Consider the following 20771-nt stretch of genomic DNA (forward strand, 5'->3'; position numbering starts at 1 on the left):
AGTGAGGCTCGTCCTGGACCGCCCCGTCACCTTCGGTTGCCGCCTGGCCGCACGTCCGTGCCGTACGGTACGGCTCTTACACCACCACCGTGATCGCCTGCGCTGCGCGCGTCAGGCCCGTGTAGAGCCAGCGGGCGCGGTGCTCGCGGAAGGCGTAGGATTCGTCGAATAGGACCACCTTGTCCCATTGCGAGCCCTGCGCCTTGTGGACGGTGAGCGCGTAGCCGTAGGTGAACTCGTCGGTTTCGCGGCGCAGGAACAGCGGGATCTCTTCCTCCGAGCCCTCGATCACCTGCCGCAGCACCTTGATGTCCACGGCGCGGCGGCGTACGGCCGGATCGTCCTCCGGCACCACGTCGAGGCGGATCGTGTCGGGGCGAGGGGGCGCGCGCAGGGCCTGCACCGTCCAGGTCGAGCCGTTGAGCAGGCCCTTGGTGCGGTCGTTCCTGAGACAGACCAGCTTCTCACCGACCGAGGGCATCGGGTCGGTGTGGCCGGCAAGTTCCCGCAGTCGGTTGTTGTAGAGGCGCCGCGTCCGGTTGAGGCCGACCAAGACCTGATCGCAGTCGAGCACCTGGGCCGGGTCGATGTCGCGGCGGCGCACCACCCGGCTCTGACCGTACTCGCCGACTTCGAGCCGGCCACCCTCGCGGATCGTCATCGCCATGCGCACGATCGGATCGTCGGCGGCCTGCCGGTGGACGTCGGTGAGCATCACGTCGGGCTCGGCCTCCGTGAAGAAGCCGCCGCCACGCACAGGTGGCAACTGCGCCGGATCGCCTAGCACCAGCACCGGCTTGTCGAACGACAAGAGGTCGTGGCCGAGGTCGGAATCGACCATCGAGCACTCGTCGATGACGATGAGGTCGGCCTTGGCCGCCGGGCCGGAGCGGTTGAGGCTGAAGGTCGGGCCGCCCTCGTCGCCTTCCTTGGTACGGTAGATCAGCGAGTGGATCGTCGCCGCGTCGTGGCAGCCCTTCTGGCGCATGACGGAGGCCGCCTTGCCGGTGAAGGCGCCGTAGACGACCGGGCCGTCGATGTCGTCGGCGATGCGGCGGGCGAGCGTGGTCTTGCCGGTGCCGGCATAGCCGAACAGGCGGAAGACCTGGGAGCCACCGTCCTTGCGCCAGCGGGCGATGGCTTTCAGCGCCGCGTCCTGTTGCGGGGCGAACTGGGTGGGAACGGACTCGGCCATCGGTCTCGCGGGCGAAGGGTTTACGGCCAGCGCACGGTCGGCGGCAGCGAGGACAGGATCGAGGCGACGTTGCCGCCGGTCTTCAGGCCGAAGATAGTGCCGCGGTCGTAGAGCAGATTGAACTCCACGTAGCGCCCGCGCCGCACCTGCTGCTCCAGCCGGTCGGCCTCGGTCCAGGCTTGCGTGACGTTGCGCCGGACGATCTCGGGATAGGCCTTCAGGAAGGCCTCGCCGACGTCGCGGGTATAGGCGAGGTCGGCCTGCGGCTCGCCGGTCCAATGATAGTCGTAGAAGATGCCGCCGATGCCGCGGGGCTCGTTGCGGTGCTTGAGGTGGAAGTACTCGTCGCACCAGGCCTTATACTTCTCGTAATCGGCGGCAGGCGCGTGACGCTCGCACGCCTCTCGCAGGCAGGCGTGGAAGAGCTGCGTGTCGGGGTCCTCTTGCGTGCGGCGCCGGTCGAGCACGGGCGTGAGGTCGGCACCGCCGCCGAACCACGCCTTCGTCGTCACGACGAAGCGGGTGTTCATGTGCACCGTCGGCACGTTCGGGTTCCACGGATGGACGATCAGCGAGATGCCGGTGGCGAAGAAGCGCGGATCCTCGGCCGCGCCCGGCATCTGCGTGCGGAATTCCGGCGCGAACTCGCCGTGCACGGTGGAGACGTGAACACCGGCCTTCTCGAACACCCGGCCCTTCAGCATCGCCATGACGCCGCCGCCGCCCGGAGCGCCGCTGTGGTCCGTGCGCTGCCACGGCGTCTTCTCGAACTTGCCGGCCTCCTCCGGCGCGTCCGGATGGAACGGACCCTGGGCCTCGTCCTCCAGGGTTTCCAGCGCGGCCACGATCCGGTCGCGCAGGGTGGAGAACCATGCCCCCGCCTCGCTCTTCAGCGCGGCGAGATCGTCGGGTGAGGGGAGAGGAGAAGCCGTCGCGTCGCTCATGCGGAGGCTTTCCCACCCGAGGGGCGATCCGTCAATTCGGGCTCAGAACTTGTAGGTCAGGCTGCCGAGGATCGTGCGCCGCGTGCCGACGAAGCAGTCGCCTCGAGCGAGGCAGCTGGAGAGGTACTTCGTGTCGGCGATGTTCGAGACGTTGAGCTGTGCGCGCCAATGCGCATCCTCCCAGCCGATCAGCGCGTCGGCCAGCGTCACGGCCGGCGTGTTGAAGCTGTCGCGCGAGCCATCGAAGGACTCGCCGATGTAGCGTACGCCGCCGCCGACAAGGAACGTTCCGGGCATGTCGGCCAGGGAGAAGCGGTGCGTCACCCAGAGCGAGGCGAGATGCAGCGGCATGGTCTCGACCCGCGCCCCAGCATTGTCGCCCGCGGCGTAGCGGGCATCGGTGTAGGCGTAGCTCGCGATGATGTTGGTGTCGCCGTTGATCGTCGCGATGGCCTCGATGTCGCCGCCCTGGATCTTGACCTTGCCGGTTTGGATCGAGATCGGCAGGCCGCTCGGATCGGGGGTGAGACGGTTGCGCTCGACCGTGTCGTAGATCGCCGCGTTGACCGCGAACCACGGCGTCGGGTTGTACTTGAAGCCGCCCTCGACCTGCTCGCCCTCGATCGGCCGGCAGGCCCCACCCGCGCAGACATTGGCCCCGAAGATCGGGGTGAAGGAGGTCGCGTAGGAGACGTAAGGGGTCAGGCCGTTCTCGAAGGCGTACATCAGGCCGATGCGACCCGTGGTGGCCTCGCTCGCGACGCTCTCCGCGCCGCGCGTCGCGCTGTTCACCCAATCGTGCCGCACCGTGGCGAGTACGATCCATCGACCGAATTTGGCCTGGTCCTGCAGGTAGAGGCCAGTCTGATTCTGTGAGAGCACGGTTGGCGTACCGAGCGTCGGCGGCGTCACGCCGACATAGACCGGTGCGTAGAGGTCGAACGGGCGCGGATCGGTGCCGAAGCCGGTGCGGGTGCTGTCCCATTGCTGGCGGAAATCGACACCGCCCAGCACCGTGTGGGAGACCGGCCCGGTGTCGAAGCGCCCCTGAAGATTGGTGTCGGTGGTAATCCGGTCCTTGATCGAGCTGACTCGGTAGGTGAAGCGATCGACCGTCCGGCGGGCTGGATCGAGGAAGGGTGCGTTCGGCAGATCCGCGCTCGGCGTCAGCGTATACACGTTGCCGTAGGCGGATTGGTATGTGCCGTCGATGTGGCTGTAGCGCAGGTTCTGCCGCAGGATGAGGCTGTCGTCGAAGCGGTGCTCGAACAGGCTGGTGATCGAACTCGTCTCGGTCTCGTAGCGGTTGAAGTTCGGGTCGCCCGTGAAGCGGCTCAAGGGGATGAAGCCGTTCGGGCCGGCATAGAGCGAGCCCTCGCGCGGCAGGAAGGCGTCGGAGGCGCCGAACGCGTCCTTCTGGTGCAGGCCGATCAGCGTCCAGCTCGTGTCGGCGGAGGGGCGCCACGTGACCGATGGGTTGATGACGTAGCGATCGTTAGCCACGAAGTCGGTCTGCGCGTCGGCAAGCCGGCCGATGCCGACGAAACGGTAGAGGAACTGCCCGTCCTCGGTCAGGCGCCCGGTCGAGTCGGTGAAGGCTTCCTTCCAGCCGTAATTGCCGAAGCGAACGCCGGCCTCGGTGTAGGGCACGTCGAGGGGACGCTTCGAGACGAGGTTGATCAGGCCGCCGACGGGGCTCGACCCGTAGAGGGTCGAGGCAGGGCCGCGCAGCACCTCGAAGCGCGAGAGAGTGTAGGGGTCGGGCCGCGGCTCGTTGAAGACGTCCGCGTCCTTCAGGCGCAGGCCGTCGAGGAAGATCGCCGCGTCCGAGCCGCGGATGCGCGGATAGTCGCCGCGGGTGCTCGGGCCGTAGGCTTCCGCCGCGACGCCGGCGGTGTAGCGCAGCGCCTCCTGCACGCTGGTCGCCGCCTGCTCGCGGACTTGCTGCTCGCCGACGACGCTGATCGATTGCGGGGTCTCGGCGAGCGGGGTGTCCGTCTTGGTTCCGGTGGCACTGCGCTTGGCGACGTAGCCGGGCACGGGCCCGAAGGCGCTCTCGGTACCGGCGCCACCGACGCCGATGTCCCGGCCCGAACCCTCGACGCTGAGCGTCTCCAGCGTCACGGCTTCCTGCGCCCAAGCCTCGCTGGACGGGACGAGGGCGGGCGCGCCCGCGAGAAGAGCGGCTAGGCCGAGACGCAGTTGATCACGCAACGCAGACGACATCGAGGAACCCAACTTCGTTGTTCGCTGAAGAGGCAGCTAGAACGAGGTGTTGAGCTTCGCAACACAGGTTATGTTTCTGGAAGTAGAACGATTCAATTCTTGAAGGTGATCCGTGTTCAACCTCAGGGGCCAAAGCCAGACCTCCGAGAGATCATGCCTGGGAATGCTCGTGCATTTTCGTGTCCTGCTGTTTCTTTTCGGTCACTCGGCCGCCTTGGCATGCCCGTCTCGGCTATGATCATCGCACTCACCAACCCGGATCCGGTGTGCGTGCGCAGCGTTTTCATTCGACCAAAGGAGCGCCCGGCGACAAGCGGACCAAACTAGAGCTTCGCACGATCGTCGCTCGGCAACTTCCACGGTGTCGACAGCACGCAGAGGATGGTCGAAGACCGGCCGATCCCACCTTTCCGTATCTGTGGCAAGAATCCGCGATCGTTGTCATGGATTTGTCCGGTGCGAACTGGTATCGGCTCGAAAGATCTACACAGCGATCTTTTGTTTACATTCAACACTGAATGTCAGTGGCTGGCACTGAAGCAATCATCCGCTCATCGCGTTAGATTTGAATGTCTGACACCAACAGCCGGCTACTCAAGGCCCACGGCTCGGAATCGGTCTGGCGTCCGCAACGGTTCTTCGCGCACAAACTGCAATCCGTGCGGGAGTTCGAGCGCCTGAACGACGGCGGCGGTCTCGCCGTCAACTTCTATCCCGTCTCCCGGGTGTCTCCCCAGGTTCGGGTGGAAGGCGGACAGAGCCGGAGCATGAGTCTCTGGCTCACGCAGTCGGACACAGGCTTCCTGACCGTTCCCACGCTGGAAGCCGACCTGTTCACGATCCGCTTCGTCACCAACGGTCAGATGATCCGTCGAAACTGGCGCGGCGAGCAGGTCGTGACTCAGGGCTACGCGACGTTCAGCGCATTGGAAGATGTGCGAAGCGGGGAAGCCTCTTCGGGTTTCTCCGCCATCAGCAGCACGATCGCCCGAGCGTCTCTTCTGGCGAGCTACCACGCTCTGGAGCGGAAGCTGGATCGCCCGCTTCCCGTCTTGGAGCCGCTGACGTCGATAGACAACTTGGGAATGCGCGCGCTTTTACTGTCGCTGGAGCAGATGCAGATTCGCTTGCGTGATGTTCGGACAGCAGATGACTTGTTTTTCCCGCTTCTTGAGGAAATCGTTTCATATCAGTTGTTGAGCGCCTGGCCGCGGGCGCCGGTTGCTGAGTTGCCTGCGACCGGCAGCCTCACCGCTGCCCATGTTCGTCGCGCGGTCGATTACATTGAGGCGCATCTGGCCATGCCCTTTCGATTGGCAGATGTCGCGGCCGTTGCAGGTGTAAGTGTTCGGATGCTGCAGATGTCGTTCAAGCGCGAACTCGGCATGACGCCGATTGAATTCATCATCGAGCGTCGTCTGCAGCACGTTCATCGCGATCTCTGCAGCGAGACGCATAGGGACACATCCATCGCCGAACTGAGCCGCCGGTGGGGCTTCGCTCACATGAGTGACTTCGCGCAACGCTACCGGCGTCGTTTCGGGTGCACTCCGAGTGAGACGCGGCGTGATATGCTACGCTAAGTAGAATGGCTGGATATCATGAATGCGAAACAGTATTATTTTTGCGAATACACGAAATTTACGCGGTTTTAATCGATTGACAGGCATATTAACTACCGAATAGTGGATTCCATCGACGTGAAATCTGAGCGCGCGGGTTCGGCGATCCCGCTGCTTGCAGTGCTTCGATTGCTCGCTGGAGTGATGGTTTCTCAGGAGCCAGAGATGCCTAGGTTCTTCTTCAATACCAATGATGACCTGGAATTATGGGATGAAGAGGGAACAGAGCTGCCGGATCTCGACGCAGCTCGCCGTGCCGCCATCCGCTATGCTGGGGAACTCTTGAGAGAGGCAGGCTCCAGTGTCGGCTTCGATGAGACGTGGCAGCTCATGGCGAGCAACACGAGCAACGCCGTCCTGTTCACGATCGACGTCAAGGTTACCCTGAACCAGGCGGCGCTGTCCGTGCCCGGTCTCGACGTCGCGCATCGTCAGCAGCGGCAAAGAACGCAGCAGACCGAGCAAACCACGCACTCGAACTGAGCCTTTTGATCGGTTCACGGGACAACAAGACGCGACGGCGGGCAATCCTTCGAGCTTCTCACGCGGTCCAGTGATCGACCGAGCCTCACCCCACCTGCCGGATCGCCTCGCCCAAGATCATCGCGGCGCAGACCGCGACGTTGAGCGAGCGCAGGCCCGGCCGGATCGGCACCACCACGCGGGCATCGGCGGCGACGTGGACCGCCACAGGCACGCCGGACGATTCACGCCCCATCATCACACAGTCGTTGTCGCGAAAGGCGTGCTGCGTATAGGGCGCCGAGCCGGCGGTGGTGGCGAGCACGAGGCGGATGCGTGCCTCACGCCGCCACGCCTGGAAAGCGTCCCAGGAGCGGTGCCGCGTGATCGCGACGTGGTCGAGATAGTCCAGCCCCGAGCGGCGCAGGTTCCGGTCGGACAGGTCGAAGCCCGCCGGCTCGATGATCTCCACCGCGACCCCGAGGCAGGCGGCCATGCGCAGCATGGTGCCCGTGTTCTGCGGGATGTCCGGCTGATAGAGGGCGAGGCGAAGCATCGGCGGCGTGAGAAGCAGGGGAGGGGCGGGGCAGGGTCCTGCCTGCGGCATGGGCGCAGGGTTGGCCCGGCGTCAAGGAGGCTTACCTGAGCCTCTCGTTCCTCAGTCGGTCCCTCAACATCATGTTCCTCGATTGGCTCGAGCGCCGCATCGATCCGTTCGCGCCCTTCGACGACCGGCGCATGCCGCCGAAGACCGTGCTGGGCTTCGCGGGCTTCTACCTGCGGCCGATCCGCTCCGCGCTGGTGGTGCTGTTCGTCATCGCGGTGGTGGCCGGCGGCATCGAGGCCTCGCTCTACCTGCTGATGCGCTGGTTCATCGACCTGATGAACGTGGCCGATCGCACCACCGTGATCAGCGACAACGCCGTGCCGCTGACGCTCGCCGCGCTGCTGCTCCTCGTGGTGCGCCCGCTGGCGGCCTTCCTGCACGAACTGGCCTCGAACCAGCTCATCGTGCCGCAATCGACCAACCAGATCCGCTGGCGCACCCACCTCTACACCCTCGGCCACTCGCTGTCGTACTTCCAGGCCGATTTCGCCGGGCGTTTGGCCAACCGCACGGTGCAGGTCGGGCCGGCGGTGCGCGAGCTCGCCGTCGTCTTCATCGACACGCTGCTCTACGTGGCGATCTACGCGGTGACGGCGATCGGGCTGTTCTCCTCGATCTCCGCCTGGCTGGCCTTGCCGGTCGTGGTCTGGGTCGCGGCCTATGCCGGGCTGACGGCGTGGTTCGTGCCGCGCGCTCGCACGCGCTCACACCTGACCGCCGAGACCCGCTCGACACTGATCGGACGGGTAGTCGACAGCTACACCAACATCCTTACCGTGAAGCTGTTCGCCCGCGACCGTGAGGAGCGCGCCGCCGTGCGCGACGCCGTCGATACCCACACCAGGGCCTATCTCCACCAGTTCCGTCTCACCACGCTGACGACGAGCCTGCTGGCGGGGCTCAATAGCCTGCTCCTGTTCGCCACCGCTTCCGTTTGCTTCGCTCTCTGGCAACGCGGCGCGATGACGACCGGCGAAGCCTCGGCCGGCCTCGCGCTGATCCTGCGGCTGATGGCGATGTCGGGCTGGGTGATGCAGACCGTGCGCGGCGTGTTCGAGAATGTCGGCGTGATCCAGGAGAGCATGCAGACCATCGCCCGTCCGCACGGTCTCACCGATGCGCCGGATGCGAAGACGCTCACCGTCACCGGTGGCGACATCCGCTTCGAGAACGTGGATTTCCACTACGGACGGGGCGATGCCAGCATCATCGAGGACTTGTCCTTCCGTATCCGCCCCGGCGAGAAGGTGGGGCTTGTCGGTGTCAGCGGCGCCGGCAAGAGCACCATCACCGCGCTGCTGCTGCGCCTGCATGATGTCGAGGGCGGGCGCATCCTGATCGACGGGCAGGACATCGTCGGGGTGACACAGGACTCCCTGCGCGAAGCCATCGCCATGGTCAGCCAGGACACATCGCTGCTGCACCGCTCGATCCGCGACAACATCGGCTACGGTCGTCCGGACGCAACCGACGCCGAGATCGAGCAAGCGGCACGGCTGGCGCATGCCCACGACTTCATCCTCGATCTCGTCGATCACAAGGGCCGGCGCGGCTACGACGCCCATGTCGGCGAGCGCGGGGTGAAGCTCTCCGGCGGACAGCGCCAGCGCATTGCGATCGCCCGTGTCATTCTCAAAGACGCGCCGATCCTCATCCTCGACGAGGCGACGAGCGCCCTCGACAGCCAGGTCGAGGCGGCGATCCAAGAGGCGCTCGACACGCTGATGGGCGACAAGACCGTGCTCGCCATCGCCCACCGGCTCTCGACCATCGCGGCGCTCGACCGACTCATCGTGATCGACAGCGGCCGGATCGTGGAGGAGGGCACCCACGCCGAACTGATCCGCCGGGGCGGGCTCTACGCCGACCTCTGGCGGCGCCAGTCCGGCGGCTTCCTCGGGGATCGAGCGCCGGCTCCGGCCTCCTGAGCAGACGCGATGAGCCTTGTGACGTCCACACCGAGCCTCGCGGCGACGGGTTTCGAGCGACCGCCGGCCTCGCCCTGGTGGGACGAACTGCGCGCGACGCTGAAGCTGTCGGCGCCCCTCGTCCTCATCAACCTCGCCCAGCACGGACTGGTGGCGTCCAACGCGGTGCTGCTCGGCCGGCTCGGCGCCGAGCCCATCGCCGCGGGCGCACTCGCCACCAGCCTCTACCTGCTGCTGTTCATCGGCGGCATCGGCCTCACCTCCTCGGTGGCCCCGCTCGTCGCGGAATCGGTCGGCCGGTCCGCGGGCGCGGAAAAGGCCGGTGAGGTGCGGCGCACGGTGCGGGCGGGTTTGTGGGTCGGCTTCCTCGTGACCCTCGCGCTGATGCCGGTGCTCTGGTTCACGGAAGAGCTGTTGGGGCTGCTTCACCAAGAGCCCGCGGTCGCCCGCGATGCCGGCAGCTATATGCGGGTGCTGCAATGGTGGATGTTCCCGGCGCTCGCCTTCATGGTGCTGAAGGGGGCGCTCGCCGCGCTCCAGCGGCCGGGTCCGCCGCTCGGGGTAAGTCTGGTCGCTCTGCCGCTCAATCTCGCGTTCGGCGCCTTCTTCGCCTTTGGGCCGCCGGATCTCGGCATCGTCGGCGTGGCGCTCGGCACCGTGCTCACCGAGTTCCTGGCGCTCGGTGCCCTGGTCCTGGTGATCCGGTTCGACCGAGGTCTCCACCGCCACCGGATGTTCGCCAATCTCTGGCGCCTCGACATCGAGCGCCTCACCCGGGTGGTGCGGGTCGGCCTGCCGATGGGCGTGGCGGGGATCGCCGAGGCCGGCCTGTTCGAGGCGGCTACCGTCGCGATGGGCACCTTCGGCACCGTGCCGCTCGCCGCGCACGCGGTCACGCTCCAGATCGCGGCGACCTGCTTCATGGTGCCCAATGGCATCGGGCAGGCGGCCACGGTGCGGGTCGGCCGTGCCTACGGGGCCGCCGACCGGGCAGCTCTGCGCCGCGCGGGGGCCGTCGCGCTCTGGCTCGGCTTCGGCTTCATGGTGGCCTGCGCCCTGGTGCAACTTCTTGCCCCGCGCATCCTGATCGGCCTGTTCCTCGATGCCGAGGCGCCGGGGGCCGCGAGTGTGTTTCCCGTGGCTGCCGGCTTCCTGATCTTCTCGGCCCTGTTCGCGATCTCGGACGGCGTGCAATCGGTGGCACTTGGGGCCTTGCGCGGTTTGCAGGACACCAAGGTGCCGATGCTGATCGCGGTGTTCGGCTACTGGGGCATCGGCGTGCCGCTCGGGGCGGCGCTCGCCTGGGGAGCCGGGATGGGCGGGCGCGGCATCTGGGCGGGCTTCTGTGCCGGCCTTCTCGTCGTCTCGGTTTCTCTGGTGGTCCGCTGGCGGCGCCTGAGCGCGGCCCAAGCGCGCGGCTCAGGCGCGCAGTCGGGAGCCAAGCGGAACCACGCCTGAAAGGCCCCCGTTGCCGCCCCGACGACAGCGGGAGGACGACAGGCGCCATGGCCGAGACCGACGATCATGAAACGATCTGGAAGGACTTCAGGAGCGCGGTGAACATGACCGCCTCGGCCCTGGAGAAATTCCTGGAGTCCGACGAGAGCCAGTCGGTCGGTCAGAAGAAGGACGGCGGCGAGGCGACGGGCCACAAGGAAGGCCGCCGCATCGTCGAAATTCTTCACAAGAAGAAGGCCGACCTCACTGACGACGATTACGCCCACATGAAGAAGGTGGTCGGCTACGTGCACCGCCACCTCACGCAGGGCGGGCCCGAGGACAAAACCAAGACGAAGGATTCGCCCTGGCGCCTCTCGCTAATGAACTGGGGCCACGATCCGCTGAAGGATTGACGTTCCGTTCGTCAGGCAGCCTTGCGCCGCTCCGGATAGAGCCCGGCCAAGCCTTCTTCCGAGGCGTCGCAGACGCCGCGCTCGGTGATGATGCCGGTGACGAGGCGAGCGGGGGTCACGTCGAAGGCCGGGTTGGCCACCGGACTTCCCGGCGAGACCACGGCGACGGTGGCGAAGGCGCCGTCGTCGGTCCGGCCGGTGAGGTGGGTGACCTCGCGGGCGTCGCGCTCCTCGATCGGGATGTCGCGCACCCCGTCTTGCAGGGCCCAGTCGATGGTGGAGAAGGGCAGCGCCGCGTAGAACGGGATGCGATTGTCGGAGGCGGCCAGCGCCTTCAGATAGGTGCCGATCTTATTGCAGACATAGCCCGCCGCCGTGGTGCGGTCCGAGCCGACGATGCAGACATCGACTTGTCCGTGCTGCATCAGGTGGCCGCCCGCATTGTCGGCGATGACGGTGTGCGGTACGCCGTGGGCGTTGAGTTCGAAGGCGGTGAGCGCCGCACCCTGGTTGCGCGGCCGGGTCTCGTCCACGAAGACATGGACCGGCACGCCGGCATCGTGCGCGACGTAAATCGGCGCCAGCGCCGTGCCCCAATCGACGGTGGCGAGCCAGCCGGCGTTACAATGGGTCAGCACGTTGACCGGCCCAACTTTCTTCGCGGCAATCTCGGACAGAATTTTGGCGCCGTGCTCGCCGATGGCGCGGCAGCTCGCAACGTCCTCGTCGGCGATTGCAGCGGCCTCCGCGAAGGCGAGCGCCGCTCGCTCAGCCTCCGGCCTCCGTCGCAGCACGGCGGCCATCCGGTCGAGCGCCCAGCGCAGATTGATCGCGGTCGGCCGTGTGGCGGCGAGCGTTGCGCTGGCCCGTTCGATGCCGGCCTCGCTGGCATCCTCCCGCATGGCCAATGCCAGCCCGTAGGCGGCGGTAACCCCGATGAGCGGCGCGCCGCGCACCACCATGGTGCGGATCGCCACGGCCGCGTCATCGAGGCTCGTCAGACGCTTGAGTTCGAACGCGAAGGGCAGCCGGGTCTGATCGATGACTGCGACGGAGTTCCCGTCGGTCTCGGGGAAGATGGTGCGGTAGGGGCGTCCGTCGATTTTCATGGGGTGCTCGCGCGTGAGAGCGGCGATCCGGCGGCGAACGTGGCCGTGCGGATCGACGTCAGCCGATGTCTCATCCCGCGAGTGTGTCGCCAGAATGGCCTGGGGCGGTCAAGCCGCCCCAGGGATTCCTATCTGCCAAAGGTCGGTCAGCGCGGGACCCGCTCGACGTAGATGTCGATATAGGCGCCGTCTTCCAGGCCGAGCAGGTCTCGGATCATGCCGGGCAGCTTGCACAGCAGAGCCGGCATGGTGGGCGCTTCGGTGGCGAGGCCCGGCACCGGCGAGTCGTGGACGAAGAAGACGCCGGCCGCCTCATCCCAGGCGCAGCGGACGGTGACTTTGCAACCCATCGTGCGATCCTCATTCTCGGGGGGGAGGGAGGACGGCGCAGTCGGCGCCGTGCCGTCGTGGTCGGAGGGGCGGACGGGATCGTCCGCCGGAGCCTTGTCGGCCTCAGAACCGCACGGGGCGCACACGCTTCACCTGCGGAATCGCTTCGATCGCCCTCAGGACCTCGGGGGACACCTCGCCATCCACCGCCACGAAGGCGATGGCGTTGCCGCCCTCCGCCTCGCGGCCGAGCGCGAAGGTCGCGACGTTGACGCCCGCCTCACCCAGCACCGAGCCGAAGCGGCCGACGAAGCCCGGCTTGTCGTGGTTGCGCACGTAGAGCATGTGCGGGGCGAAGGCCGCATCGATGTCGATCCCGCGGATCTCGATCACGCGCGGCTTGCCGTCGTGGAAGACGGTTCCGGCAGCGTCGCGCGGCATGTCCTCGGCGTCCACGGTGATGCGCACCACCGACTCGTAGTCGCTGGCGCCGCCCTCGCGCTTGATCTCGTCGACGACGATGCCGCGATCCCGCGCGATCACCGGAGCCGAGACCATGTTCACGTCCTGCAGGATCGGGCGCAGAACGCCGGTCACCGCTGCGGAGGTCAGCGCCCGGGTGTTCATGCCGGCCACCGCGCCCTCGTAGGTGATGCGGATGCCCTTGATCGGCGCTTCCGTGAGCTGGCCCAGGAACGAGCCGAGCTTCTCACACAAAGCGACGAAGGGCTTGAGGCGCGGAGCCTCCTCGGCCGAGATCGAGGGGAAGTTGATCGCGTTGGTGATGGCGCCGCTGAGCAGGTAATCGGCCATCTGCTCGGCGACCTGGAGCGCCACGTTCTCCTGCGCCTCGGAGGTCGACGCGCCGAGATGCGGCGTACAGATCACGTTCGGGTGGCCGAACAGCGGATTCTCGGTTGCCGGTTCGGTGACGAACACGTCGAAGGCCGCGCCCGCCACATGGCCGGAATCGAGGGCGGCACGCAGGGCCGTCTCGTCCACGAGGCCGCCGCGGGCGCAGTTGATGATGCGCACACCGCGCTTGGTCTTGGCGAGGTTCTCTTCCGACAGGATGTTGCGGGTCTTATCGGTGAGCGGCACGTGCAGGGTGATGATGTCGGCGCGCGCCAGCAACTCCTCGAGTTCGACCTTCTCGACGCCGATCTCGACGGCGCGCTCCGGCGTGAGGAAGGGATCGTAGGCGACGACCTTCAGCTTCAGCCCGATCGCCCGGTCGGCGACTACGGCGCCGATATTGCCGCAGCCGATCACACCGAGCGTCTTGGCCGTCAGCTCGACGCCCATGAAGCGGTTCTTCTCCCACTTTCCGGCTTGGGTCGATGCGTCGGCCGCGGGGATCTGACGGGCGAGCGCGAACATCAGGGCGATGGCGTGCTCGGCGGTGGTGATCGAGTTGCCGAACGGCGTGTTCATCACGATCACACCCTTGGCGGTCGCGGCCGGCACATCGACGTTGTCGACGCCGATCCCGGCGCGGCCGACTACCTTGAGACGGGTCGCCTCGGCGAGCAGCTTGCCCGTCACCTTGGTGGCGGAGCGGATGGCGAGGCCGTCATAGTTGCCGATGACGGCGGCCAGCGCCTCCTTGTCCTTGCCGAGGTTGGGCTGGAAGTCGACCTCGATGCCGCGATCGCGGAAGATCTGGACGGCGGCGTCGGACAGGGCGTCGGAGATGAGGACCTTGGGCTTGGTCGTGGCAGGCTTGGTCATGAAAAGCACCTCGCGTCGTGCGGGCGCGCAGGATCGCTGCCTCAAATGCAAGGCATGGCCGGTCGCCGCGTCGCGCGGGACATCACCGGCGGATCGCTGGAGCGCGTTGATAAGCAAATGGCCGGTCTCGCGACCGGCCATCATGACGTCTCAGACCCTCAGGCCGCCGCGGCGGCCAGCGCCGCCTTTTCCTGGGCGAAGGCCCAGTCGAGCCAGGGAGTGAGCGCCGCGAGGTCGGAGGCCTCGACGGTGGCCCCGCACCAGATGCGCAGGCCGGCCGGTGCGTCGCGGTAGGCGCCGAAGTCGAAGGCGACACCTTCCTTCTCCAGCCGGCTGACGATGCCGGCGGCAACCTTCTTGACCACGTCGTTGCCCTTGGCGAGCACGTCCGGGTCGGTGATCACGAGGCAGACGCCCGTGTTCGAGTAGGTCGCCGGGTCCACCGCAAGGTGGCCAATCCAGGGAGTACGCGCCACCCAGTCGTGGACCACCCGGGCATTGGCGTCCGCCCGCGCGTGCAGCGCGTCGAGGCCGCCGATGCTCTCGGCCCATTTCAGGGTGTCGATGTAGTCCTCGACCGCGAGCATGGAGGGCGTGTTGATGGTGTCGCCTTTGAAGATGCCCTCGATCAGCCGCCCGCCCTTGGTCAGGCGGAAGACCTTCGGGATCGGCCAGGCCGGCGTGTGGCTCTCGAGGCGCGCGACGGCGCGCGGCGACAGGATCAGCATGCCGTGCGCGGCCTCGCCGCCCATCACCTTCTGCCAGGAATAGGTGACGACATCGAGCTTGTCCCACGGCAGCGGCATCGCGAAGGCGGCCGAGGTCGCGTCGCAGATGGTGACGCCCTCGCGGTCGTCGGCGATCCAGTCGCTGTGCGGGATCTTCACGCCGGCCGTGGTGCCGTTCCAGGTGAAGACGACGTCGTGGTTCTTGGTGTCGATCGCGTCCAGCGCCGGCAGGATGCCATGCTCGGTGGTGCGGACGACCGGATCGATCTTGAGCTCCTTCAGGGCGTCGGTGACCCATTCAGCGCCGAAGGAATCCCAGGCCATGACCTCGACGGTCTTCGGGCCGAGCATCGACCACATCGCCATCTCGACGGCGCCGGTGTCCGAGCCGGGAACGATGCCGATGCGGTAATCGTCCGGAACGCGCAGAACCGTGCGGGTGAGCTCGATGGCCTCGGCGAGCTTGGCCTTGCCGGCGGCCGAGCGGTGCGAACGGCCGAGCGCCGCGCCGGAGAGGGCATCGAGGCTCCAGCCCGGACGCTTGGTCGTCGGGCCGGACGAGAAATAGGGCACGCGCGGGCGCGCGGCGGGCATTTGAGCCGTCATGTCAGCCATCCTTCCAGATGAGCGCCTCCCGTTGGGGGGAGGTGTCCCGTCGCCGGGAGTGACGGATCGCGCGCCGCAATGCAAGAGGCTTTTTAAAGGATTCAGATCTGCGTGTGCTGCGGGCAACAGAACGATATTTCAGTTCTCATAAGAACAGCTGAGAAGAAGGTCCATCTAAGGTTCGTCCCGCTCCAGCAGGTCCGGTCGACGCGCCCGCGTCAGCGCGCGGCTGCGTTCGGACCGCCAGCGGTCGATGGCCGCGTGGTTACCGCTCATCAGAACATCAGGGATCGTCCGCCCTTCCCACTCTCGCGGACGGGTGTAGTGCGGGTATTCGAGCAGGCCGCCCTCGAAGCTCTCCTCGACGCCCGAGGCGTGCTTGCCCATCACGCCGGGCAGCAGGCGCACGCAGGCGTCGATCAGCACCAGGGCCGCGATCTCGCCGCCTGACAGCACGTAGTCGCCGATCGAAACTTCTTCGAGATTGCGTGCCTCGATCACCCGCTCATCCACGCCCTCGAATCGGCCGCAGACGAGGATCGCGCCGGGGCCCTCGGCGAGCGCCCGCACCCGCGCCTGTGTCAGCGGCTTTCCGCGCGGGGACATGAGGAGGCGGGGCCGGCCGTCATCCGGCGCTGCCGCGGCATCGATGGCTGCGCCGAGCACGTCGCAGCGCAGAACCATCCCCGCGCCGCCGCCGGCCGGGGTGTCGTCCACGTTGCGGTGGCGACCGAGTCCGTGCTCACGGATCTGGCGCGGCTCGAGGCTCCATGTCCCGCGCTGCAGCGCATCGCCCGACAGCGAATGACCCAGCGGACCCGGAAACATCTCCGGGTAGAGGGTCAGGACGGTGGCCCGCCAGGGGGCCGACGTGCCGGGATGGACGGGCTCGCTCATGCCGCTTGATGGCGGCGCGCGCCGGGCCGGTCAATGAGGCCGGTGTCCCGGCTCGTCAGCGACGGGCCAGGGGAGGGCGCCGCTTGGGTGCAGCGCGATCATGGCCCTTGAGGTGCCCTCGGGACGGGGAGCGTAGGCGCCGCTCCGGCCGGGTCGCTTCACCGCCGGTCGAGGGTTCTGCGAAGGGGTCGGCCATGGATTCCGCCGGCCGGCGCGCCATGGCGCCGAACGGATCGGGTTTTCCCAGAGGGATGCCGACCGTCGCGCCGGGGAAGCCCTGCGCCAGCACCGGGGAGACCGGGACCGCGAGGAGAGCGAGGAGGAGGATCGGGCGTCGCATGGCGTCTCGCTTTCGGATGTCGGTTCGAGCCTTTCCCTTGCGAACGGGGCGCGCTGCCGATGGTTCGATGCGCGGCCGAGGCGCGCGGGATGGGCACGTTCGTCCGCGTCGGGACTTATCCGGGGCATGATCCGCTTCGCCGCCATCCTCCTGCTGTTGACGCTGCCGGCCTCCGCGGCCGAACCGCTGGCACCGCCCGGCGTGCCGGCCGAGCGCTTTCCGATGCCCGACAGGCCCGTCGCCGAGATCGTCGCCCCGCAATGGGCGCACGAGCGGCAGCGGGACAAGGCCGACGAGGTCGGGCAGGTCGCGCGCCTGATGCGGATCGCGCCCGGCGAGACGGTGGCCGATATCGGCGCGGGCAGCGGCTACTACGTGTTCCGCCTGAGCCCGCGCGTCGGCCCGGAGGGGCGCATCCTCGCGCAGGACATTACGCCGGACTATCTCACCGACCTGGAGCGCCGAGTTTCCGAGGCGGGCTTGTCCAACGTCACGGTGGTGCGCGGCGAGGCGCACGACCCGCGGCTGCCGCCGGGCTCGGTCGATGCGGCGGTGCTGGTTCACATGTATCACGAGATTGCCCAGCCCTTCGGCCTGCTCTGGAACCTCGCCGCCGCGATGAAGCCCGGCGGCCGGGTCGGGATCGTCGATGCCGACGCGATCCCCTCGCGCCACGGCACGCCACCGAAGCTCCTGCGCTGCGAGTTGGCATCCGTCGGATATCGCGAGGTCTCGATGACCCGGCTGAAGGGCGGTGTCGGCTATCTCGCCGTATTCGAGGCGCCTCGACCGGACGCGCGGCCCGCGCCGGAGACGATCCGCCCGTGCCGGGACGGGACCACGCGGGACAAGCGCTGACGCGCCTTTACCGAATCGGAGGGGTTGGTCGGCCACGCTGGCAGACCCCGTCCTCGCGATCCGCTCGGCAATGATCCTCGGTTTCTGGCTCGACCAACCCGTCTGGTTGATGTTCACCCTTCTCGCGGGCGTCTTCCTCGCGATCTGCCTGCTCTTGAGCCTGTTCACCAACCTGCCTTGGACGAGGGCGGGGATGCGCCTGCTCGCGACCGGAATCGTGCCGCCCTACATCGCCGTGGTCGCGGTGCTGCTTGCGCTGCTGACCGGCTTCGTCGCCAACGATGCCTGGGAGCGCCAGCGTCAGGCCAGCCGCGTGGTGCAGGCCGAACGCTCGCACGCGCTTGCGGTCTACGATCTCAGCATCGCCTCGGCGCCGGATATGAGCGGACTGCGCGCCTCGCTGTTCGCCTATCTCGATGCGGTGGTGAAGGAGGAATGGCCCTCCATGGCTGAGACCGGCGCTTCGGCGCCCGCTGCGGGCCAAGCGCTCGGGCGCCTGCTTCAGTCCGCGGCCGACCCGCGCAATGCCGCGGAGGCGGGCGAGGCTACTCACGCGGCCCTGCTCGATGCGGTGATGCAGCTCCGTTCAGCCCGCAGCGAGCGCCTCGCGCTCAGCGCTGCCCGCAGCGACGAGAGCAAGTGGCTGACGCTCCTCATCCTTGCCGCCCTGACCCTGACGGCGATCGCCCTCGTCCATTGCGAACGCCCGTTCGCGCAAGCGACGACGCTGTTTTTGTTCTCCGCCGCGATGGTAACGACGCTCGGTGTGGTCGCTCTGCACGAGCGCCCCTTCGACGGTCCGCTGGCGCTGTCGTCCGAGCCGATCCGCCTCGCCCACGCTGCGATGGAAGTGGGCGGACGCTGAGTCTCTCATGTCCCCGGCCTGGCAGCACCACACGGCTGTTGCCCAGGTCGAACGACCCCGCTGCCCGGTGGCGGGATGCGGAGGAGCGTCGGACTTCGGCGCGCGCCGCAACCTCAGCGTTATGGTCTGGCCGCGTATGGAACTACGGTTGTGATCCCGTGTTTAACATGATGCTTCAATGACGACAGCGTTTAGAGCTGGCCGATCCATGATGACATGCGCTTAGATGAGCCAAAAATGCGAGGATCATAGCGGCTTGTTGTAGGCTGAATTTACGGGTTTGTTCGCAAGACCGGCCGAACGTGAATACTTTTATAAAATGAAACTATGGGGGCGTTTCTGATCAAAGCAAGGGAGATACTCCAATGCTGCAGACGCTTCCGTTTAAAATCGCCGTGTCGGCACTCGCGTTTTGGGCCAGCTTCCAGGCCGCTTTTGGACCCGCAGGCGCGTGTTCCCGCTTCGTCTACATCGGCAACGACGGAAAAATATTCACCGCACGGTCGATGGATTGGGAAAAACCGATTGGGACTGACCTCTACATCCTTCCTCGGGGGATGACGCGCAGCGGCGAGGTTGGGCCGCACTCGATCCAGTGGACGTCGAAATACGGGTCTCTGGTCGCGACCGCATTCAACAACTCCACCTCCGACGGTGTGAACGAAGCTGGTCTCGCAGCGAATGTGCTTTGGCTCGAAGAGTCGCAGTATCCGACCTTCGACGGCAAAGGGCCGCCCGGATTGGCGATTTCAGCTTGGCCGCAATACGCTCTCGATCACTTCGAAACAGTCGCGCAAGCGGTTGAGGAATTCAAGAAGACGCCGTTCACGCTCGTGACGGGCGCCATCCCTGGAACTCAAATCATGGCAAATGTCCATTTGTCACTGTCGGATTCCAGCGGGGACAGCGCAATTATCGAATATGTCGAGGGAAAGCAGGTCATTCACCACGGCCGCCAATATCAGGTGATGACCAATTCGCCGACATACGAGCAGCAGCTTGCTCTCGCGTCATACTGGTCCCAAATCGGCGGAACGGTCATGCTGCCCGGAACCAGCCGTGCCTCCGATCGCTTCGCTCGCGCATCCTTCTACGTCAAATCGATTCCGCAAGAGGGTGGGGCCGACCAGCTTTTGGCCAGTGTTTACGGCATCATACGCAATGTCTCGGTGCCGCTCGGGCTTTCGACGCCGGACCAGCCGGAAATCGCATCCACGCGCTGGCGTACGGTCTTCGACCACAAGCGTCGGCTCTATTTCTTCGAATCCGCACTGTCGCCGAACACGTTCTGGACCGATCTCGGCCAGATCGACTTCACACGAGAAACCGGAAAAGTCATGAAGCTTGATCTCGGCGCAGATCAGGCCAATGTCTTCGCCGGTGACGCGACGCGATACTATCGGGAATCGGAGCCTTTTCCTTTTGCCGGAGTGTCGCGATAGCGCAGCGCGCAGGCAAAACGTGTCATAGGCCCTGAGGCTCATGCCGACGCGTCGGGCTGGCTGGGGCTATGCCCTCGATCACGGAGGCAACCCGCCCTGCGCCCAGCGGAGAACGGAGCCGAACAGGTCCGGCTCTGATGGTTGGAACGCAGGGTATCAGCTCGCCTCTAGAGCCGTATCCGACCGGATTGCATCCGATCGGCGTCTCTAAGTCGTTGTCTTCACGCGCATTCTGTCGACGAACCGGTTCCCACTTCGTCTGAATGCGCTCTAGCCCGGATCGTCGGCAGGCTTGGGCCCCGGTGGCGCGAACAGATCCTCGGGCGGATCGGCGACGACTTTTCCACCGGAGATATCGAGGGTCGGCACGAAGGCCTTGGTGAAAGGCAGGAGCGCTGTCGGCCCGCCCGCCGCCGGGCGGATTTCGAGCAGGTCGCCGCCACCGTAGTTCGGCACCGCCACGATGGAGCCGATCACCGTGCCGGTGCCGTCCTCGACGGTGAGCCCGATCAGGTCGGTGAGGAAGAACTCGTCCTCGTCCTCCGCCTCGCCCAGGCGCTCGCGTGCAATGGCGAGGGTGATGCGGTTGAGGGCTTCCGCGCCGCTGCGGTCGTCCACGCCCTTGACCCGCACGACCAGCAGGTCGGACGACCCGCCGGGAGCAAGCCGGGCGTCCGCAAGTTCGAGGGTGCGACCATCGGAGGCGCGCAGGGGCCCGTAGCCCGCGATCGCGAGGGGCTCGCCGGTATAGGATTTCAGCCGCACCTCGCCGTGCAGTCCATGCGGCCGGCCGAACTCGCCGAGCAGGACGAGGCTCGGATCCGGGGAGGCGGGCAGAGTGGGCTTGGCGCCTTGCGGCTTGCGAGCCGAGGTGACGGCCTCCGGAGCGAGGCGGTCGGCGGACCGCGCAGGTCCGCGCGATGAGGATCCGGGGCGGCGGGCCATGCAGGGTGCCTCGATGACGGCGCGTTTGTCCCTTCCTCAGGCGGGAAGGAAGCGAGGGTGGGGCATCCAGGAGGCACCCCACC

The 20771-nt window shown here is 66.8% G+C and carries 19 protein-coding genes; 8 read left to right on the forward strand and 11 right to left on the reverse strand.

The annotated features are described in order from the left end of the window. Window positions 1–76: 76 nt before the first annotated feature. From FHU13_RS20615 to FHU13_RS20625, 3 genes are read right to left on the reverse strand one after another with little or no spacing between them, the layout of a single operon-like run. Complete coding sequence (locus tag FHU13_RS20615; RefSeq protein ID WP_183437713.1) at window positions 77–1195, reverse strand: ATP-dependent RecD-like DNA helicase; 1119 nt, start codon at window positions 1193–1195, stop codon at window positions 77–79. A gap of 20 nt (window positions 1196–1215) precedes the next feature. Then, on the reverse strand, window positions 1216–2139 hold the full coding sequence (hemF, locus tag FHU13_RS20620; protein WP_183437714.1) for an oxygen-dependent coproporphyrinogen oxidase: 924 nt from the start codon (window positions 2137–2139) through the stop codon (window positions 1216–1218). Between the two features lie 42 nt (window positions 2140–2181). Then, complete coding sequence (locus FHU13_RS20625) at window positions 2182–4365, reverse strand: TonB-dependent siderophore receptor (RefSeq protein WP_183437715.1); 2184 nt, start codon at window positions 4363–4365, stop codon at window positions 2182–2184. A 569-nt stretch (window positions 4366–4934) separates the two neighbouring features. Here FHU13_RS20625 and FHU13_RS20630 point away from each other — a divergent pair. Both FHU13_RS20630 and FHU13_RS20635 read left to right on the forward strand, forming a co-directional pair. Further along, the gene (locus FHU13_RS20630) at window positions 4935–5948 is read left to right on the forward strand and encodes a helix-turn-helix transcriptional regulator (RefSeq protein WP_183437716.1); all 1014 of its coding nucleotides are present in this window, start codon (window positions 4935–4937) and stop codon (window positions 5946–5948) included. A gap of 102 nt (window positions 5949–6050) precedes the next feature. After that, on the forward strand, window positions 6051–6470 hold the full coding sequence (locus FHU13_RS20635) for a DUF6894 family protein (protein ID WP_210287757.1): 420 nt from the start codon (window positions 6051–6053) through the stop codon (window positions 6468–6470). An 85-nt stretch (window positions 6471–6555) separates the two neighbouring features. On the opposite strand, the gene FHU13_RS20640 is transcribed toward FHU13_RS20635, so the two are convergent. Continuing rightward, complete coding sequence (locus tag FHU13_RS20640) at window positions 6556–7005, reverse strand: tRNA (cytidine(34)-2'-O)-methyltransferase (protein WP_183437799.1); 450 nt, start codon at window positions 7003–7005, stop codon at window positions 6556–6558. Between the two features lie 122 nt (window positions 7006–7127). Here FHU13_RS20640 and FHU13_RS20645 point away from each other — a divergent pair, with 122 nt between their 5' ends. From FHU13_RS20645 to FHU13_RS20655, 3 genes are read left to right on the forward strand one after another with little or no spacing between them, the layout of a single operon-like run. After that, on the forward strand, window positions 7128–8984 hold the full coding sequence (locus FHU13_RS20645; RefSeq protein WP_183437718.1) for an ABC transporter ATP-binding protein: 1857 nt from the start codon (window positions 7128–7130) through the stop codon (window positions 8982–8984). 18 nt (window positions 8985–9002) lie between these two features. Continuing rightward, on the forward strand, window positions 9003–10442 hold the full coding sequence (locus FHU13_RS20650) for an MATE family efflux transporter (protein WP_183437800.1): 1440 nt from the start codon (window positions 9003–9005) through the stop codon (window positions 10440–10442). A gap of 47 nt (window positions 10443–10489) precedes the next feature. Then, on the forward strand, window positions 10490–10837 hold the full coding sequence (locus tag FHU13_RS20655) for a DUF3140 domain-containing protein (RefSeq protein ID WP_183437719.1): 348 nt from the start codon (window positions 10490–10492) through the stop codon (window positions 10835–10837). A gap of 11 nt (window positions 10838–10848) precedes the next feature. On the opposite strand, the gene mtnA is transcribed toward FHU13_RS20655, so the two are convergent. The 6 genes from mtnA to FHU13_RS20685 form a co-directional block, all read right to left on the reverse strand. Next, the gene (gene mtnA, locus FHU13_RS20660) at window positions 10849–11946 is read right to left on the reverse strand and encodes an S-methyl-5-thioribose-1-phosphate isomerase (RefSeq protein ID WP_183437720.1); all 1098 of its coding nucleotides are present in this window, start codon (window positions 11944–11946) and stop codon (window positions 10849–10851) included. Window positions 11947–12092: 146 nt separating this feature from the next. Continuing rightward, entirely contained in the window at window positions 12093–12296 is a 204-nt protein-coding gene (locus FHU13_RS20665) for a DUF1902 domain-containing protein (protein ID WP_183437721.1), read from the reverse strand. A gap of 103 nt (window positions 12297–12399) precedes the next feature. Further along, entirely contained in the window at window positions 12400–14007 is a 1608-nt protein-coding gene (gene serA / locus FHU13_RS20670; protein ID WP_183437722.1) for a phosphoglycerate dehydrogenase, read from the reverse strand. A gap of 158 nt (window positions 14008–14165) precedes the next feature. Next, on the reverse strand, window positions 14166–15341 hold the full coding sequence (locus tag FHU13_RS20675) for a phosphoserine transaminase (RefSeq protein ID WP_183437723.1): 1176 nt from the start codon (window positions 15339–15341) through the stop codon (window positions 14166–14168). Between the two features lie 174 nt (window positions 15342–15515). Then, a complete protein-coding gene (gene trmD / locus FHU13_RS20680) occupies window positions 15516–16238 on the reverse strand; it encodes a tRNA (guanosine(37)-N1)-methyltransferase TrmD (protein ID WP_183437724.1) in 723 nt (240 codons plus the stop codon). Window positions 16239–16293: 55 nt separating this feature from the next. After that, a complete protein-coding gene (locus tag FHU13_RS20685) occupies window positions 16294–16578 on the reverse strand; it encodes a hypothetical protein (protein ID WP_183437725.1) in 285 nt (94 codons plus the stop codon). A 126-nt stretch (window positions 16579–16704) separates the two neighbouring features. Here FHU13_RS20685 and FHU13_RS20690 point away from each other — a divergent pair, with 126 nt between their 5' ends. From FHU13_RS20690 to FHU13_RS20700, 3 genes are all read left to right on the forward strand, one after another. Continuing rightward, entirely contained in the window at window positions 16705–17436 is a 732-nt protein-coding gene (locus FHU13_RS20690; protein WP_183437726.1) for a class I SAM-dependent methyltransferase, read from the forward strand. 70 nt (window positions 17437–17506) lie between these two features. Further along, the gene (locus tag FHU13_RS20695) at window positions 17507–18301 is read left to right on the forward strand and encodes a DUF4239 domain-containing protein (protein WP_183437727.1); all 795 of its coding nucleotides are present in this window, start codon (window positions 17507–17509) and stop codon (window positions 18299–18301) included. Between the two features lie 365 nt (window positions 18302–18666). Next, window positions 18667–19743, forward strand: a complete 1077-nt coding sequence (locus tag FHU13_RS20700) for a linear amide C-N hydrolase (RefSeq protein ID WP_183437728.1) — start codon at window positions 18667–18669, stop codon at window positions 19741–19743. Between the two features lie 270 nt (window positions 19744–20013). Here the strand turns inward: FHU13_RS20700 and rimM are convergent, their stop codons facing one another. Beyond that, a complete protein-coding gene (gene rimM / locus FHU13_RS20705; RefSeq protein WP_183437729.1) occupies window positions 20014–20688 on the reverse strand; it encodes a ribosome maturation factor RimM in 675 nt (224 codons plus the stop codon). Window positions 20689–20771: the final 83 nt, after the last annotated feature.

Source organism: Methylobacterium sp. R2-1 (assembly GCF_014191355.1).
GTDB lineage: Bacteria > Pseudomonadota > Alphaproteobacteria > Rhizobiales > Beijerinckiaceae > Methylobacterium.

Excerpts from the sequence above, each read along its gene's own strand:
- FHU13_RS20615 (WP_183437713.1), bottom strand. The coding sequence starts at position 1,195 with ATGGCCGAGTCCGTTCCCACCCAGTTCGCCCCGCAACAGGACGCGGCG.
- hemF (WP_183437714.1), bottom strand. The coding sequence starts at position 2,139 with ATGAGCGACGCGACGGCTTCTCCTCTCCCCTCACCCGACGATCTCGCC.
- FHU13_RS20625 (WP_183437715.1), bottom strand. The coding sequence starts at position 4,365 with ATGTCGTCTGCGTTGCGTGATCAACTGCGTCTCGGCCTAGCCGCTCTT.
- FHU13_RS20630 (WP_183437716.1), top strand. The coding sequence starts at position 4,935 with ATGTCTGACACCAACAGCCGGCTACTCAAGGCCCACGGCTCGGAATCG.
- FHU13_RS20640 (WP_183437799.1), bottom strand. The coding sequence starts at position 7,005 with ATGCTTCGCCTCGCCCTCTATCAGCCGGACATCCCGCAGAACACGGGC.
- FHU13_RS20645 (WP_183437718.1), top strand. The coding sequence starts at position 7,128 with ATGTTCCTCGATTGGCTCGAGCGCCGCATCGATCCGTTCGCGCCCTTC.
- FHU13_RS20655 (WP_183437719.1), top strand. The coding sequence starts at position 10,490 with ATGGCCGAGACCGACGATCATGAAACGATCTGGAAGGACTTCAGGAGC.
- mtnA (WP_183437720.1), bottom strand. The coding sequence starts at position 11,946 with ATGAAAATCGACGGACGCCCCTACCGCACCATCTTCCCCGAGACCGAC.
- FHU13_RS20665 (WP_183437721.1), bottom strand. The coding sequence starts at position 12,296 with ATGGGTTGCAAAGTCACCGTCCGCTGCGCCTGGGATGAGGCGGCCGGC.
- serA (WP_183437722.1), bottom strand. The coding sequence starts at position 14,007 with ATGACCAAGCCTGCCACGACCAAGCCCAAGGTCCTCATCTCCGACGCC.
- FHU13_RS20675 (WP_183437723.1), bottom strand. The coding sequence starts at position 15,341 with ATGACGGCTCAAATGCCCGCCGCGCGCCCGCGCGTGCCCTATTTCTCG.
- trmD (WP_183437724.1), bottom strand. The coding sequence starts at position 16,238 with ATGAGCGAGCCCGTCCATCCCGGCACGTCGGCCCCCTGGCGGGCCACC.
- FHU13_RS20685 (WP_183437725.1), bottom strand. The coding sequence starts at position 16,578 with ATGCGACGCCCGATCCTCCTCCTCGCTCTCCTCGCGGTCCCGGTCTCC.
- FHU13_RS20690 (WP_183437726.1), top strand. The coding sequence starts at position 16,705 with ATGATCCGCTTCGCCGCCATCCTCCTGCTGTTGACGCTGCCGGCCTCC.
- FHU13_RS20695 (WP_183437727.1), top strand. The coding sequence starts at position 17,507 with ATGATCCTCGGTTTCTGGCTCGACCAACCCGTCTGGTTGATGTTCACC.
- FHU13_RS20700 (WP_183437728.1), top strand. The coding sequence starts at position 18,667 with ATGCTGCAGACGCTTCCGTTTAAAATCGCCGTGTCGGCACTCGCGTTT.
- rimM (WP_183437729.1), bottom strand. The coding sequence starts at position 20,688 with ATGGCCCGCCGCCCCGGATCCTCATCGCGCGGACCTGCGCGGTCCGCC.